13 protein-coding genes are annotated in these 15,265 nt (G+C 59.1%); 5 read left to right on the forward strand and 8 right to left on the reverse strand.

Going from position 1 to position 15,265, the window contains the following annotated elements; genetic code table 11:
- Positions 1 to 43 precede the first annotated feature (43 nt).
- The 6 genes from ghrB to KB890_RS15410 form a co-directional block, all read right to left on the reverse strand.
- Positions 44 to 1,015 (reverse strand): glyoxylate/hydroxypyruvate reductase GhrB, encoded by a 972-nt coding sequence (gene ghrB, locus KB890_RS15385; RefSeq protein ID WP_004145219.1) that lies wholly within the window; start codon positions 1,013 to 1,015, stop codon positions 44 to 46.
- Between the two features lie 24 nt (positions 1,016 to 1,039).
- Positions 1,040 to 2,320 (reverse strand): MFS transporter, encoded by a 1,281-nt coding sequence (locus KB890_RS15390; protein WP_002921927.1) that lies wholly within the window; start codon positions 2,318 to 2,320, stop codon positions 1,040 to 1,042.
- A gap of 104 nt (positions 2,321 to 2,424) precedes the next feature.
- On the reverse strand, positions 2,425 to 3,360 hold the full coding sequence (locus KB890_RS15395) for a sugar kinase (protein ID WP_002921921.1): 936 nt from the start codon (positions 3,358 to 3,360) through the stop codon (positions 2,425 to 2,427).
- Between the two features lie 3 nt (positions 3,361 to 3,363).
- The gene (locus tag KB890_RS15400) at positions 3,364 to 4,113 is read right to left on the reverse strand and encodes a sugar phosphate isomerase/epimerase family protein (RefSeq protein ID WP_002921919.1); all 750 of its coding nucleotides are present in this window, start codon (positions 4,111 to 4,113) and stop codon (positions 3,364 to 3,366) included.
- A 111-nt stretch (positions 4,114 to 4,224) separates the two neighbouring features.
- Positions 4,225 to 5,241, reverse strand: coding sequence for a LacI family DNA-binding transcriptional regulator (locus KB890_RS15405; RefSeq protein ID WP_002921918.1), 1,017 nt, complete (start codon positions 5,239 to 5,241; stop codon positions 4,225 to 4,227).
- A 103-nt stretch (positions 5,242 to 5,344) separates the two neighbouring features.
- Positions 5,345 to 6,007, reverse strand: a complete 663-nt coding sequence (locus KB890_RS15410; protein ID WP_002921917.1) for an OmpA family lipoprotein — start codon at positions 6,005 to 6,007, stop codon at positions 5,345 to 5,347.
- Positions 6,008 to 6,174: 167 nt separating this feature from the next.
- Between KB890_RS15410 and KB890_RS15415 the strand changes: the two genes are divergently transcribed.
- On the forward strand, positions 6,175 to 8,505 hold the full coding sequence (locus KB890_RS15415) for a molybdopterin guanine dinucleotide-containing S/N-oxide reductase (RefSeq protein ID WP_094932897.1): 2,331 nt from the start codon (positions 6,175 to 6,177) through the stop codon (positions 8,503 to 8,505).
- On the opposite strand, the gene KB890_RS15420 is transcribed toward KB890_RS15415, so the two are convergent.
- Positions 8,474 to 8,914, reverse strand: coding sequence for an N-acetyltransferase (locus KB890_RS15420; protein ID WP_004181509.1), 441 nt, complete (start codon positions 8,912 to 8,914; stop codon positions 8,474 to 8,476). The two genes, KB890_RS15415 and KB890_RS15420, sit on opposite strands and share 32 nt — an antisense overlap.
- The gene (gene tag / locus KB890_RS15425) at positions 8,892 to 9,473 is read right to left on the reverse strand and encodes a DNA-3-methyladenine glycosylase I (RefSeq protein WP_004145213.1); all 582 of its coding nucleotides are present in this window, start codon (positions 9,471 to 9,473) and stop codon (positions 8,892 to 8,894) included. Before tag ends, KB890_RS15420 begins: the two co-directional genes overlap by 23 nt.
- Before the next feature lie 205 nt (positions 9,474 to 9,678).
- On the opposite strand from tag, the gene KB890_RS15430 reads away from it, so the two are divergent.
- From KB890_RS15430 to KB890_RS15445, 4 genes are all read left to right on the forward strand, one after another.
- Complete coding sequence (locus KB890_RS15430; RefSeq protein ID WP_020324194.1) at positions 9,679 to 10,260, forward strand: hypothetical protein; 582 nt, start codon at positions 9,679 to 9,681, stop codon at positions 10,258 to 10,260.
- Positions 10,261 to 10,501: 241 nt separating this feature from the next.
- Positions 10,502 to 11,707: an L-lactate MFS transporter gene (locus KB890_RS15435; protein ID WP_002921907.1), complete on the forward strand. Its 1,206-nt coding sequence runs from the start codon at positions 10,502 to 10,504 to the stop codon at positions 11,705 to 11,707.
- A gap of 242 nt (positions 11,708 to 11,949) precedes the next feature.
- Positions 11,950 to 13,623, forward strand: coding sequence for a kdo(2)-lipid A phosphoethanolamine 7''-transferase (gene eptB / locus KB890_RS15440; RefSeq protein WP_004152427.1), 1,674 nt, complete (start codon positions 11,950 to 11,952; stop codon positions 13,621 to 13,623).
- Positions 13,624 to 13,814: 191 nt separating this feature from the next.
- Positions 13,815 to 15,209, forward strand: a complete 1,395-nt coding sequence (locus KB890_RS15445; protein ID WP_004181507.1) for an ankyrin repeat domain-containing protein — start codon at positions 13,815 to 13,817, stop codon at positions 15,207 to 15,209.
- The last annotated feature ends 56 nt before the right edge of the window (positions 15,210 to 15,265 follow it).

Consider the following 15,265-nt stretch of genomic DNA (forward strand, 5'->3'; position numbering starts at 1 on the left):
CCGGGGAGGGCGGTTGCCGCCGTTACTCGGGTTTTTTTATGGCTTATTTTACCTGCGGATTGACGCAGTTTTTCTCTACGTTGCCGTTCAGGGCGTCGATCAGGTTGTCCACCGCACAGGCCGCCATATTGTAGCGCGTCTCATGGGTGGCGGAGCCGATATGCGGCAGCGCGACGACGTTCGGCAGGCTCAGCAGCGGTGAGTCCTTGGCCAGCGGTTCGTGTTCGAACACATCGAGACCGGCAGCGTGGATCTCACCGTTCTGCAGGGCGGCGATCAGCGCCTGCTCGTCCACTACCGGGCCACGCCCGGCGTTAATGAAGATGGCGGAAGATTTCATTTTGGCAAACTGCGCCTGACCGAACAGATGGTGAGTCTCTTCGCTCAGGGGCAGGATCAGGCAGACAAAGTCAGCCTCCTGCAGCAGGGTATCGAGATCGCAATAGCGGGCATTGAAGCGTTCTTCCGCCTGCGGATGCTGGCGACGCGCGTTATACAGGATTGGCATGCCGAACCCGAAGTGGGCGCGCTGCGCCAGCGCCATACCGATGCGGCCCATGCCGACGATGCCTAAGGTTTTATGGTGAACATCCGTGCCGAACCAGTCCGGACCAATGCTCTTCGTCCATTCACCCGCTTTGACGCGCTCCGCCACTTCCACCACCCGGCGCGCGGTACTCAGCACCAGCGCCATGACCGTATCGGCGACGGTCTCGGTCAGCACGGTCGGGGTATGCATCAGCAGCACCCGGCGGGCGTTCAGCGCCTCGACGTCGAAGTTGTCATAGCCAACGGAAACGGTGGAGGTCGCACGCAGCTTCGGCATCTTCTCCAGCAGCGCGGCGTCAACCTTTTCGCTGGAGCCCAGCAGGCCTTCAGCCTGGGCGAAGGCCTCAGCGTGCTGCGAAACGGTCTCCGGCCGCAGGTTTTTCACCTGAGTGACGGAAAAGTGCTCCTCCAGACGCTGTAGCAGGTCGTCGGGAAGCGTTTTATAGAGAATGACAGACGGCTTCATGCGAATCTCCGTAGTATGAGTCGTTCAGGCGTGATGAGCGCCAAGTGGAAGGTTTTGATTATTAGCTGGCTTAACAATCAAAGTCAGCCATACTGAGGCGAAAAGCGCTACCCCCATAAAAATATAGGACGCTGCGGGGCTGCCGGTGGCGCCGTTCAGGTAGCCGACAAACCACGAGCCGCAGAAGGAGCCCAGCGCGCCCATGCTGTTGATCAGCGCCATGGCGCCCCCGGCGACGTTGCGCGGCAGCATTTCCGGAATAATGGCGAAGAAGGGGCCGTAAGGCGCATACATTGCCGCCCCGGCCACCACCAGCAGGGTGTAGGAGACCCAGAAGTGGTTGGCGCCGACCGCCCAGGAACCGATGAAGGCCAGTCCGCCAATCAGCAGCAGCGGCCAGACGAACAGCTTACGGTTTTGCAGTTTATCCGAGGCCCAGGAGACGACGATCATGGCGATGGTGGCCGCCAGGTACGGGACAGAAGAGAGCCAGCCCACTTCCACCATCCCCATATTTTCACCGCCGCTGCGGATAATCGACGGCAGCCACAGTACAAAGCCGTATACGCCGATACTCCAGGCAAAATACTGCGCGCAGAGCAGGATCACGTTGCGGGAGCGGAAGGCTTCGCCATAGTTACGCACCGCTTTGATGCCTTGCTGTTCACGATCCAGTTGTTCCTGCAGCGCCGCTTTTTCACTCTCCGCCAGCCAGGACACCTGCGACGGCTTATCTTTCACCAGCACCCACCAGCAGAAGGCCCAGATCACCGCCGGCACCCCTTCGATGATGAACATTTCCCGCCAGCCGAAGGCCTGAATCAGGTAGCCGGAGACTACCGACATCCACAGGACCGTCACCGGGTTACCGAGGATCAGGAAGGTGTTGGCGCGAGAGCGCTCTGATTTGGTGAACCAGTTGCTGATATAGATAAGCATCGCCGGCATCACCGCGGCTTCGACGACGCCGAGGATAAAGCGGATCGCCGCCAGCGCCGGGATATTATGCACAATACCGGTCAGGGAGGCGCAACCGCCCCACAGGATCAGGCAGATAAAGATCAGTTTGCGAACGCTGCGGCGCTCCGCATAGATAGCGCCGGGGATCTGGAAGAAGAAGTAGCCGAGGAAGAACAGCGCCCCCAGCAGGGAGGAGATCCCCTTGGTGATGCCCAGGTCTTCGGTAATGCCTGCCGCGGAGGCGAAGCTGAAGTTGGCGCGGTCGAGGTACGCCAGGCTATACGTGATAAACACGATAGGCATGATGTACCACCAGCGTTTCGTTGCATTTGTTGAGCTATTCATAGGCTTGCCTCTGTCAATGAGGAGACATACGTCCGTCGAAACGGACGCTGCTGTGCCGCGCTGCAGGTAGGGTACAGGACGGCTGTTATCGTTGCGTAGAAAAGTTACTCGCCCAGCGCGTCGCGAGTGGGCAGCCCCTCGCTGTCGCCCTGGACCTGAATCGCCAGCGAACCGATTTTATTGCCGCGGTTCACCGCCTGAAGCAGGGTTTTGCCTTCCAGCAGGGCGCTAATCACCCCGACGGCAAAGCCGTCGCCGGCACCGACGGTATCGACGACGTTATCGACTTTAATGGCATCGACCGTTCCCTGTTCGCCGCTGGCGCTCTTGAACCAGGCGCCGTCGCAGCCGGTTTTAATGACTACCGCCTTGACGCCGCGGGAGAGATAGAAATCGGCAATCCCTTCCGGGGTCTGCTGGCCGGTAAGAATCACGCCCTCTTTTAAGCCTGGCAAAACCCAGTCAGCCTGGAAGGCGAGACGGTTGAGTTTCTCCACCATCTCGGCTTCGCTTTTCCACAGCACCGGGCGCAGATTGGGGTCGAAAGAGAGGGTTTTTCCTTCGGCTTTCATTACCTTCGCCGCATGCTCCAGCAACGCGTAAGAGCTCTCAGAAAGGGCCGCCGCGACGCCGCTCAGGTGCAGATGGCGGGCGCTGGTGAAGTAGTCGGCGCGAAAATCGTCCGGCGAAAGATGGCTGGCTGCGGATCCTTTGCGGAAATACTCCACAATGGGATCGGTTCCATTTTCGACTTTCGATTTCATCTGGAAACCGGTAGCGAAGCGGTTGTCGATGGCCACAGCGTGGCTATCGATCCCCTCTTTCGCCAGCGATTGCAGTACGAAGCGGCCAAAGCTGTCGTTGCCGACGCGGCTCACCCAGCCGACTTTCAGGCCCAGGCGCGCCAGGCCGGTGGCGACGTTCAGCTCGGCGCCGGCGACACGTTTCATGAAATGCTCCACCTCGGCCAGATCCCCGGTTTCGGTGGCGACAAACATGGCCATAGCTTCGCCGATGGTGATGACATCTAAATTTTCCACGACTTAATCCTCGCGTAACAGGTTGACGTAGCGGCGGGTCACGGCCGTCAGGTCATGGCCAGTCAGCGGAAACTCGATTCCACGCGGCGCGTCGGCGGGAAGATTATCGAGCAGGGCCAGCCAGCGTTCGGCGGCCTGATCCGGCGGTACAGCGCGGAATTTCTCATGATGAGGCTCCGCCGCTTTAACATGAATATAGCTGACTGCCGGCGCAAGATGACGTGCCGCCTCTTCCGGCGAATCGCCAACCCACAGCCAGTTGCCCATATCAAACGTTAAGGTGATCGGCAGCTGATGGACCCGGCAGGCGGCTTTGAAGCGCTGCATCGGCGCCAGCTGGCCGCAGTCGGTCTGGTCATTCTCTACCACCAACGCCATGCCGCTGTCGCTGAGGATATCGCGCAGCTCATCCAACTGCTGATTGTGGAGGAAATGGCCAAGGGAGAGCTTCAGCCACAGAGCGTTCAGAGTTTGCGCTTCCGCGAGCAGCGTCGGGAGATCCGGGTTAAGCTCGCCGTTGTCGGTGAACAGCGCCTGCGGCGCGGAGTAGCAGGCCAGCAGGCCGTGGCGCTCAATGGTGGCCGCCAGCGAGGGCAGAGCGTTGAGCTCTTCCGCGCTGCACAGCTCGCGGCGGATTTCGACGCCGTCCGCGCCGGCGTTGGCGATAAACGGCAGGACGGCGGCCTGCCCGCCTAAGGATTTAACATGGTCATTACCATACGCAGCGGTAACGACAATAATTTTTCTGGCCATCGCGCTCTTACTCCCGGCGTTTGTTGCTTAATCTCCTTAATACGCTAGATGGTATCGGTTCCATAAGAAAGGGCGAGATGTTTAATTTATGATCGGCATCACGAAGGATCGTTAACGGGAGGTTGATCCGCGGACGATAAGCTCGCCGGAAAATACCCGTTCGCGGATGGGGTCGTTAGTGCCGGCAATGCGCCGAATAACCTGTTCGACCGCCGCGTAGCCGATCTGCCACGTCGGCTGTTTGAGGGTGGTAATACCGACGCCGGCCAGCTCCGCCCACTCCAGTTCGTCGAAGCCCAGCAGGCCGATATCGCTCCCCCAGATCAGGCCGACGCGCTTTAGGGCGCGGGCTACCTGCAGCGTCAGCGCGCCGTTGGCGGAGATGACCGCTTTGCGCATCCCGCGGTGGCGGGCATGGAACTGACGCAGGACGTTGTCCAGCATCGCGCCGTCGTTAAGCTGCACCTCGGCGTTTTCGGCCACCACGCCGTGGTGGCGGGCAAGCGTGGCGCGAAAGGCGCTCAGGCGCTCGCGACGGGTATTCACCGAGCCCAGCGGTTCGCTGAGAAACAGGATGGCCTCGAATCCTTTTTCCACCAGATGTTCGGTGGCGGTGGTGGCGGCCTGGGCGTTATCAAGCCCGACCACATCGCAGGCGAAGTCGGGGATTTTACGGTCGATCAGCACCATCGGCAGGGCCGACTGCTGCAGGCGGTTCAGGCCATCCTCCCGCATACCGACTGCGTTGACCACGATGCCTTCCACCTGGTAGCTGCGCAGCAGGTCCAGGTAGTGCAGCTCCTGATCGAGCTCGTTATTGGTATTACACACCAGCAGGGTGAAGCCCTTTTCCCGGCAGGCTGCTTCAATGCCGCTCATGACGTTGACCGAGTAGGGATTGGTGATATCGGCGATGATCAGGCCGATGAGGCGGGTTCGGCCGTGCTTGAGGCCGCGGGCCATCAGGCTGGGGCGGTAGTCGAGTTCGGCAATGGCTTTTTCAATACGTGATAACAGGTCGTCGGAAAGCAGATGCTTCTCGCCGTTAAGATAACGTGAAATGCTGGTTTTGCCGGTCTTTGCGGCTTTCGCCACATCGCTGATAGTTGCACGCGCCGCTTTCGCCATGGTGGCTTCCTTTGCTGAAAATCTGCCAACACCTTAGCGCGAAAAATAGCGATATCAAGCATTTTGCCCGGCAGAGCGGCTGCCGGGCGACATGAGGTTGCGCTTACTGCAGCGGGCTGAGGGTAATTTCTACGCGACGGTTCTGCGCTTTGCCTTCCGCCGTGCTGTTGCTGGCGATAGGATTCGCCGGGCCCATGCCGGTGGTGCGAATGCGATTGGCCGCCACGCCCTGGGTGATGAGCGCGCTGGCGACGCTGTCTGCACGCTGTTGCGATAGACGCATATTCAGATCCTTGCTGCCGGTGCTGTCGGTGTAGCCGACCACGTTAACGGCGGTTTTCTCATACTCTTTCAGCACCATGGCCACGCCGGTCAGGGTGTTGGCGCCGGCCGGCTTCAGGTTGGCGCTATTGCTGTCGAAGGTGACGTTATTCGGCATGTTCAGCACGATATTGTCGCCATTTCGCGTCACGCTGACCCCGGTTCCCTGCATTTTGTCGCGCAGCTTCGCTTCCTGCACGTCCATGTAGTAACCAATGCCGCCGCCGAGCGCCGCGCCGGCCGCTGCGCCAATCAGCGCGCCTTTGCCGCGGTCATGTTTGGAAGAGGAGAGCGCGCCGACGCCAGCGCCCACTAAGGAGCCAATACCTGCGCCAATACCGGATTTGCCTGCTTCACGTTCACCGGTATAGGGGTTGGTGGTGCAGCCAGAAATGGCCAGAGTGCCGCTGACCAGCGCCGCAATCATAAGTACGCGTTTTTTCATTTAATGTCCTTAATCCTTTTTATTCTTTGTCACAGCGAACGTGACGGTTGATTATGACGCGCGATTACGGAGAAAATTCCCCGGATACCATCTCTTTTTGTAAATAACATTGAACGGTTGCCCATCACGCCGTCATGACACCTGCATTCGCTGACCAGGAGCCGCCCTTGCCAACCTCATCTGCAACCAAAACCATCTTAACCGCCGCCCACTGGGGACCGATGCTGGTGGAAACGGACGGGGAAAACGTCCTCTCTTCCCGCGGCGCGCTGGCGACACCGTTTGCCAACTCGCTGCAAACGGCAGTGCGCGATCAGGTGCACAGCAAAACCCGCGTGCGCTATCCAATGGTGCGTAAAGGCTTCCTTGCTTCACCGGACAAGCCCCAGGGGGTCCGCGGTCAGGATGAATTCGTGCGGGTGAGCTGGGAGCAGGCGCTGGATCTGATCGATGCCCAGCATCGGCGGATCCGCGACAGCTACGGTCCGGCCTCCATTTTTGCCGGCTCCTACGGCTGGCGCTCTAACGGCGTATTGCATAAGGCGGCGACGCTGCTGCAGCGCTATATGAGCCTGGCGGGCGGCTATACCGGCCATCTTGGCGATTACTCCACCGGCGCGGCGCAGGCGATCATGCCTTATGTCGTTGGCGGCAATGAGGTGTATCAGCAGCAGACCAGTTGGCCGCTGGTGCTCGAGCACAGCGAAGTGGTGGTGCTGTGGAGCGCCAACCCGCTGAACACGCTGAAAATTGCCTGGAATGCCTCCGACGAGCAAGGGATCCCGTGGTTTGATCGGCTGCGCCAGAGCGGTAAGCGGCTGATCTGCATCGATCCGATGCGATCGGAAACCGTCGATTTCTTTGGCGATTCGATGGAGTGGATCGCGCCGCATATGGGCACCGACGTCGCGCTGATGCTGGGGATCGCCCATACGCTGGTGGAAAATGACTGGCAGGATGATGCGTTTCTTACCCGCTGCACCAGCGGCTACGATATTTTTGCCCGCTATCTGACCGGCGAAAGCGACGGCGTAGCGAAAACCGCTGAGTGGGCAGCAGCGATCTGCGGCGTTAAAGCAGATAAAATCCGCGAACTGGCGAAACTTTTCCACGAAAATACCACTATGCTTATGGCCGGCTGGGGCATGCAGCGTCAGCAGTATGGCGAGCAGAAACACTGGATGCTGGTCACTCTGGCCGCCATGCTGGGACAGATCGGTACCCCCGGTGGCGGGTTTGGTCTTTCCTATCATTTTGCCAACGGCGGCAACCCGACCCGCCGCGCGGCGGTGCTGGGCTCGATGCAGGGGAGCGTGGCGGGAGGCGTGGACGCGGTGGAGAAGATCCCGGTCGCACGAATTGTCGAGGCGCTGGAGAATCCGGGGGCGGAGTATCAGCACAACGGCATGGCGCGGCGCTTTCCCGATATTCGCTTTATCTGGTGGGCCGGCGGCGCCAACTTTACTCATCATCAGGACACCAACCGACTGATTCAGGCGTGGCAGAAACCGGAGCTTATCGTCATTTCCGAATGCTTCTGGACCGCCGCCGCGCGCCATGCCGATATCGTCCTGCCGGCGACCACCTCGTTTGAGCGTAACGATCTGACCATGACCGGGGACTACAGTAACCAGCATCTGGTGCCGATGAAGCAGGTGGTTGCCCCGCGAGATGAAGCGCGCGACGATTTCGCGGTCTTTGCCGACCTCAGCGAACGCTGGGAGGCGGGTGGCCGCGAACGCTTCACCGAAGGGAAGAGTGATTTGCAGTGGCTGGAGACTTTCTATCAGATGGCCGCCCGGCGCGGCGCCCAGCAGCAGGTGACGCTGCCGCCATTTGCCGAATTCTGGCAGGCTAACCAGCTGATTGAGATGCCGGAGGAGCCGAAGAATGCCCGTTTTGCGCGTTTCGCCGCCTTCCGCGCCGATCCCCAGGCCAACCCGCTGAAAACGGCGAGCGGTAAAATAGAGATCCACTCGCCGACCATCGCCGCTTTTGGTTACGCCGACTGTCCGCCGCATCCGATGTGGCTGGAGCCCGACGAGTGGCATGGCAACGCAGAGGCGGGGCAGCTGCAGCTGCTGTCGGCCCATCCGGCCCACCGTCTGCACAGCCAACTGAACCACACCGCGCTGCGCGAGCGCTATGCCGTCGCCGGGCGCGAACCGGTGACTATTCATCCGCAGGATGCGCAGGCGCGCGGGATTGTCGATGGCGATCTGGTGCGGGTATGGAACGCCCGCGGTCAGGTGCTGGCCGGCGCCGTGGTGACGGAGGGGATCCGCCCGGGGGTGATTTGCCTGCATGAAGGAGCGTGGCCCGACCTGGATCCGCAGGTCGGCATCTGCAAAAACGGGGCGGTGAACGTCTTAACCAAAGATATTCCGACATCCCGGCTGGGCAACGGCTGTGCCGGGAACACCGCCCTGGCGTGGCTGGAGAAATATACCGGCCCGGCGCTGCCGCTTACGGCATTTGATCCGCCGGCCAACGCATAATCCACGTCGGGTGCTGAGTATCGTCCTGCCATGCGCAGTCTTCAATCCGGAAGCCCTGCGCATGGTAGAAACTGACCGCCGATTCGTTCTTCTGATAAACCTCAAGGCTCAGCCAGGCGTAGTGCCGTTTGACTTCATCCAGCAGCGCCCGACCAATACCCTGGCGGGTGGCGCCCGGCGCAACAAACAGCGCGCCGACGAAACGGGAGTCCAGTACGCTGACAAAGCCTTTTAACTCGCCATCCTGCTCCCAGACCCAGGTGCTGGCGGCGGGAAGATAGACATCCCGTACTACCGCGACGCTGTCGCGCCAGTAGCTTTCGCTGATAAAAGGATGGGCATGAATCGTGCTGTCCAGCCACAGCGCCAGCAGCGGCGCGGTATCTTCAGTGTCCCACTTGCGGATCATCCTGACCTCCAGGGTGACAGAAGCAGCCGGTGACATGGTCGTTGACCAGCCCACAGGCCTGCATAAAGGAATAACAGATTGTCGAGCCGACAAACTTAAAGCCGCGTTTTTTCAATGCCTTCGACAGCGCATCGGAAGCCGGCGTCGTGGCGGGAATTTCCGCCAGCGTCGCAGCGCGGGTCACCTGTGGCGCATTGTCGACGAAGGACCAGACAAAATCAGTGAACGACTCGCCATTTTCTTCCATCGCCAGATAGGCGCGGGCGTTGCCGATAATGGCCTGGATTTTTCCCCGATGGCGAATGATGCCGGTATCCTGCAGGAGTCGCTCGATATCGTCATCACCCATCGCCGCCACGCGCACCGGATCGAACTGGTGAAAAGCCTGGCGGTAGTTCTGCCGTTTTTTTAACACCGTGATCCACGATAAACCGGCCTGCTGGCCCTCAAGGCAGATCATTTCAAACAGCTGGCGACCCTCTTTTTGCGCCACACCCCATTCGGTATCGTGATACTCGATGTATAACGGATCCTGACTCACCCATCCGCAACGCTGCATAGCTGTTTCTCCCTCTGCGCTAAAAAAGTGGACGCCCGCCTTGACGGCTGAAAGATAAAGATAATAGTTAATACAGGGAAATCGTATCCCCACTAAAAACACAGCAATATTGCCGATTCGGCTCTTTTCTGGAGTCGCATTAATGATAATAAAGAAATGCAATGGCCTCCGGGGGTTCTTGATCCCGGCGAGCGTATCCGTCTGGGTGTCATGTGTCTCTGGAGCGAATGCCTGGCAACAGGAATATATCGCTATCGATACAAAAAGTAATACGTCGGAACGCTATACATGGGATAGCGATCACCAACCACGTTATGAAGATATTCTCGCCGAGCGGATGAAGTCCTCTGAGACGCCCGGCGGGCTGGCGTTAAACCAGGGGCTGGCGCCGCCGGACAGCGGCCGCGGCCTGAGCGTTGGCTGGAATTATCCGCTGGCAAACGGCGTAACCTCCGGGCCGGTGGCCAGCCTGCGCAGCGACGTCACCGCGCCGACGGTGAGAAACGCAGGCGAGGCGGGCTACGTTAACACGCTCGGCTGGCGCATGGATTATCAGGCGCTGTGGGGCGTGCATCCCTGGGCGCAGGTGAGCTATAACCAGTCGCTCGCCAGCGATGTCTGGGCGCCGATGACCCGTGCCAGGGAGGGAGGCTGGAGCGATGTCACCCTGGGCGCTGATATGCGGTTGGGATCCCACGTGGCGGCATGGGCAACGCTATCGCAGGCGGATAACCTGCCGTCAGGGGAAAATACGCTCTATTTGATGGGGGTCAGCGCCAATTTTTAATCGGGAATTGTTACGCATTTGAAACGATGTGGTTATTGTTAAATCTCAGCAATGGCGCATTTCTGTGAGATAGCGCACACTAACTTTTTGCCTGTAATTTACGGAATGAATGTTATGCAATGCCATTCATTCCAACATTAATGCATTTCATTCCCCGCTGATGGCAGTTCATGCCTTTTTCCCCCACTGGATGAGGGGCCTTCGCTATTGTGGCGGCAGTTAATTTATCAGGACAACTGCTATGAACGCTGCAAACCGTCAATCGACCCGCTGGCTGACACTGATCGGCACCATCATCACCCAATTCGCTCTCGGTTCGGTTTATACCTGGAGCCTGTTTAACAGTTCGCTGTCTGACAAACTGGGCGAGCCGGTCAGTCAGGTGGCTTTTTCCTTTGGTCTGCTGAGCCTCGGGCTGGCGCTCTCTTCGTCGGTCGCCGGCAAGCTGCAGGAGCGCTTTGGCGTGAAGCGCGTCACCATGGCCTCCGGGATCCTGCTCGGCCTGGGCTTCTTCCTGACCGCGCACTCCAGCAGCCTGATGATGCTGTGGCTGAGCGCGGGCGTGCTGGTGGGGCTGGCGGACGGCGCCGGTTACCTGCTGACCCTGTCGAACTGCGTGAAATGGTTCCCGGAGCGTAAAGGGTTGATCTCCGCCTTCTCCATTGGCTCCTATGGTCTCGGCAGCCTGGGGTTCAAATTCATTGATTCCCACCTGCTGGCCACCGTTGGCCTGGAAAAAACCTTCGTTATCTGGGGCGCTATCGTGCTGGTGATGATCGTCTTTGGCGCGACCCTGATGAAAGATGCGCCAAATCACCCGGCAGCCACCGCGGCCAACGGCGTCGTGGAAAACGACTTCACCCTCGCCGAATCGATGCGTAAACCGCAGTACTGGATGCTGGCGGTGATGTTCCTGACGGCCTGCATGAGCGGTCTGTACGTAATTGGCGTAGCGAAAGATATTGCCCAGGGAATGGTCCACCTGGATGTCGCCACGGCGGCCAACGCGGTAACGGTTATCTCGATTGCGAACCTCAGCGGTCGCCTGGTGTTAGGTATCCTGTCTGATAAAATCTCCCGCATTCGCGTGATTACCATCGGTCAGGTCGTGTCGCTGGTGGGGATGGCCGCGCTGCTGTTCGCCCCGCTGAATGCCTTGACCTTCTTCGCCGCCATCGCCTGCGTCGCCTTTAACTTCGGCGGCACCATTACCGTCTTCCCGTCGCTGGTGAGTGAGTTCTTTGGTCTGAACAATCTGGCGAAAAACTATGGCGTGATTTATCTGGGCTTCGGTATCGGCAGCATCTGCGGCTCTCTCATCGCTTCGCTGTTCGGCGGTTTCTACGTGACCTTCTGCGTGATCTTCGCCCTGCTGATCCTCTCGCTGGCGTTATCCACCACCATTCGTCAGCCGAAAAGCACGGTATATAACGAGGCGCACGCCTGAAACCTGCAGCGTGAAACGTGCCCCTGGTTATTTCCCTAAGCAAATAGTGCCAATCCAGCCAAATGTTTTGTAAATGTTTGGCTGGATCACATTCCCTCCTGATACTTTTCTCGTTCCCTGTGGTCTACTTATCGCGGTTTGTAGAGGTTTCTGATAACCAACCCTAACGCACCCTATTAGCCTACTGACTCGTGCCACAGCGTCAGGCGGTGTTTTATTCTTCTTTTTCCAGGTTTGCTTGCATGAAATATATTAGAACGATGACGCAGCAGAAGCTTAGTTTTTGGCTGGCGCTGTACATCGGCTGGTTTATGAACGTCGCCGTTTTTTTCCGGCGTTTCGATGGTTATGCTCAAGAGTTCACTTTCTGGAAAGGGCTTTCCGGTGTTGTTGAACTGGTTGCCACGGTATTTGTCACCTTCTTCCTGTTACGTCTTCTGTCGCTGTTCGGCCGCCGTATCTGGCGCATTCTGGCGACGCTGATTGTCCTGTTTTCCGCCGCGGCGAGTTACTACATGACGTTCCTCAATGTGGTGATTGGCTACGGGATTATCGCTTCGGTGATGACCACCGATATCGACCTGTCGAAAGAGGTCATCGGCTGGCACCTGATCCTCTGGCTGGTGGCGGTGAGCGCGCCGCCGTTGCTGTTCATCTGGAGCAACCGCTGCCGCCATACGCTGCTGCGCCAGCTGCGCACCCCGGGCCAGCGGGTTAAAAACGTGCTGATCGTGGTGCTGGCCGGACTAATTGTCTGGGGACCCATCCGCCTGCTAGAGCTGCGCCAGCATGATGTGGAGCGCCATTCGGAAGTGGATATGCCGAGCTATGGCGGGGTGATCGCCAACTCTTACCTGCCGTCGAACTGGTTGTCGGCGCTGGGACTGTACGCCTGGGCGCAGGTGGATGAATCCTCAGACAACAAATCGCTGATTAACCCGGCGAAGAAGTTCACCTACGTCGCGCCGGAAGGTCTGGATGATACCTATGTGGTGTTTATCATTGGCGAAACGACCCGCTGGGACCATATGGGCATCCTCGGCTATAGCCGCAATACCACGCCAGAGCTGGAGAAAGAGAAGAATCTCGTCGCCTTCCGCGGTTACTCGTGCGATACCGCTACCAAACTGTCGTTACGCTGCATGTTTGTGCGCGAGGGCGGGGCGGAAGATAACCCACAGCGGACGCTCAAAGAGCAGAATGTCTTTGCCGTGCTGCATCAGCTGGGCTTCAGCGGCAATCTGTACGCCATGCAGAGCGAGATGTGGTTCTACAGCAACACGATGGCCAACAATATCGCCTACCGCGAGCAGATTGGCGCCGAGCCGCGCAACCGCGGTAAGAGCGTTGACGATATGCTGCTGGTGGATGAGATGAAGCGCGGTATGGCGCAGGGCAACGCCTCCGGTAAGCATCTGATCATTCTCCACACCAAAGGCTCCCACTTTAACTACACCCAACGCTACCCGCGCAGCTTCGCCCAGTGGAAACCGGAGTGCGTCGGCGTCGACAACAAGTGCTCGAAAGCGGAACTGATCAATTCCTACGACAATAGCGTGACCTATGTCGATCACTTTATCGTCAGCGTCCTCGACCAGCTGCGGGATAAGAAAGCGATTGTGTTCTATGCCGCCGACCACGGGGAGTCGATTAACGAGCGTGAACACCTGCACGGTACGCCGCGCAAGATGGCGCCGCCGGAGCAGTTCCGCGTGCCGATGATGGTGTGGATGTCGGATAAGTACCTGGAAAATCCCGATCACGCCGCCGCGTTTGCCCATCTGCAGCAGCAGGCTGCGATGAAGGTGCCGCGCCGTCACGTCGAGCTGTACGACACCATTATGGGCTGCCTCGGCTATACCTCGCCGGATGGCGGGATCAATGAGAACAACAACTGGTGCCGGTGGAAAAAGTAAGGCCCGATAGTTTTCAGATTCTCGGGTCTGTTTTCCTTTCCTGAGCCCAGGATAAGCTAATCCCTCGCCGGCTGACGCCGCGCGAGGGATTTTTTTCGCACAGTGGACGTGTCTGGCAGGTGACCTCTTCTTCTTTGATTACCCCTGTTTCCTCGCTTCCCCTGTGCATGAACTTTTCATGGAGAGAAAGGATGAAGGTGATAAAGGGGTTGGTCCTACTGTGCCTGATGATGCTCGCGGGCTGCCAGTCTGAGGAAGAGACCAGCCAGTTCCTGCTGGCCTGTAAATACGATGCGCCAGCGACGATCGCAGCCATGCTGGATAACGGCATTGATGTGGATGGTCAGGATAAAACCGGCTTAAGCGGCCTGATGGTCGCTGCTGCGGAAAATCGACGCGATGTGGTTGAATTGCTGCTTAAGCGTCGGGCGAAGCCGAACCTCCAGACGCGCCAGGGCGTCACGGCGCTGATGCTGGCGGCGGCGCGTGGCAGCGATACCGCGATTATCGGCGATCTTCTCCAGGCGGGAGCGTCGGTGAATCAGACCTCCATCGACAAGAGTACGGCATTGATGTCCGCCATCTCCGACGGCGGGGACGTCAGAAACGACTATCAGCATATTCTGGCGATGAAAAAGCCCGATGCGCCTGTCGAAGAGGAGAGTACGCTGGACAAGATAGTTGGCGCAACGGCGGCGAAATCGCTGGCGACGGGCAATCGCGCGCTGATGACCGAAGACATGGCGTTACAACTGGCGCCCGGCGCGTTTAAGAAGAACGTCGACGAGATAGTGGCGCTGCTCCTCAAGCACGGCGCGGACGTGAAGGCCGTCAACGCGTCCGGGGAATCGGCCTTTTTCCTCGCTGTCGATCACGCGCGATCGGCGGAAACCATCACGACCCTGGCCAACGCCGGGGCGGACACCAGCCTGGCGGATAAATCCGGCACCACACCGCTGATGCTGGCGGCGGCGGGGGATGATCCCGATCTGGTGCTGGCGCTGTCGGCCTCCGGGGTGGAAGTGGATCAGCCGAACCGTGAAGGACTCACGGCGCTGCAGGTGGCGGCGGGGCAGGGGGCGCCTGCGGTGATCGCGGCGCTGGTGCAGCGCGGCGCAAAGGTGGACCAGCTTTCCGCCAACGATCTCAGCCCGCTGATGCTGGCGGTCAAAATGAATAATAAAGCCAATGTCGAGGCGCTGCTTGCGGCTGGCGCCAGCGTCAACCTCAGCAATAAGGCCGGCTATACGGCGATTGGCTACAGCCGGGCCGGCGAGGTTCGCCAGCTGCTGCTGGCACAGCATGCCGAGCTGAAGGGGCAGGCCGCGCATATGGCGCAAAGCGAACTGCAGTTTTGTGCTAATGCCTTTGCCGACAAGCTGGCATACAGCGACATCGCCCGGGCGGTGAATAACGATACCCGCCCGGATATTATGCGTCATCAGCAATCCTGCCTGGAGCTGGGGGAGCTGACGATGCTACTGGGAGAGTTTACATTCACCCCGGCGGGCGCGACCTATCTCGGCGAGCCGGTGACATGTAAGGTATCCGAGTATCGCAAAACGTTTGAGGTGAACTGCCGCTAAAAACGTTGAGCAACCGGCGATTCGCTGCTCAGGCTGCTGAGTTTCTCGCCGGTTGA

The organism is Klebsiella sp. P1954 (assembly GCF_018199955.1).
Taxonomy (GTDB): Bacteria; Pseudomonadota; Gammaproteobacteria; order Enterobacterales; family Enterobacteriaceae; genus Klebsiella; species Klebsiella pneumoniae.

What these genes read in the sequence shown, in the direction of transcription:
- ghrB (WP_004145219.1), bottom strand. Translation starts at nt 1,015, where the DNA reads ATGAAGCCGTCTGTCATTCTCTATAAAACGCTTCCCGACGACCTGCTA.
- KB890_RS15445 (WP_004181507.1), top strand. Translation starts at nt 13,815, where the DNA reads ATGAAGGTGATAAAGGGGTTGGTCCTACTGTGCCTGATGATGCTCGCG.
- eptB (WP_004152427.1), top strand. Translation starts at nt 11,950, where the DNA reads ATGAAATATATTAGAACGATGACGCAGCAGAAGCTTAGTTTTTGGCTG.
- KB890_RS15410 (WP_002921917.1), bottom strand. Translation starts at nt 6,007, where the DNA reads ATGAAAAAACGCGTACTTATGATTGCGGCGCTGGTCAGCGGCACTCTG.
- KB890_RS15405 (WP_002921918.1), bottom strand. Translation starts at nt 5,241, where the DNA reads ATGGCGAAAGCGGCGCGTGCAACTATCAGCGATGTGGCGAAAGCCGCA.
- KB890_RS15400 (WP_002921919.1), bottom strand. Translation starts at nt 4,113, where the DNA reads ATGGCCAGAAAAATTATTGTCGTTACCGCTGCGTATGGTAATGACCAT.
- KB890_RS15390 (WP_002921927.1), bottom strand. Translation starts at nt 2,320, where the DNA reads ATGAATAGCTCAACAAATGCAACGAAACGCTGGTGGTACATCATGCCT.
- KB890_RS15435 (WP_002921907.1), top strand. Translation starts at nt 10,502, where the DNA reads ATGAACGCTGCAAACCGTCAATCGACCCGCTGGCTGACACTGATCGGC.
- tag (WP_004145213.1), bottom strand. Translation starts at nt 9,473, where the DNA reads ATGCAGCGTTGCGGATGGGTGAGTCAGGATCCGTTATACATCGAGTAT.
- KB890_RS15420 (WP_004181509.1), bottom strand. Translation starts at nt 8,914, where the DNA reads ATGATCCGCAAGTGGGACACTGAAGATACCGCGCCGCTGCTGGCGCTG.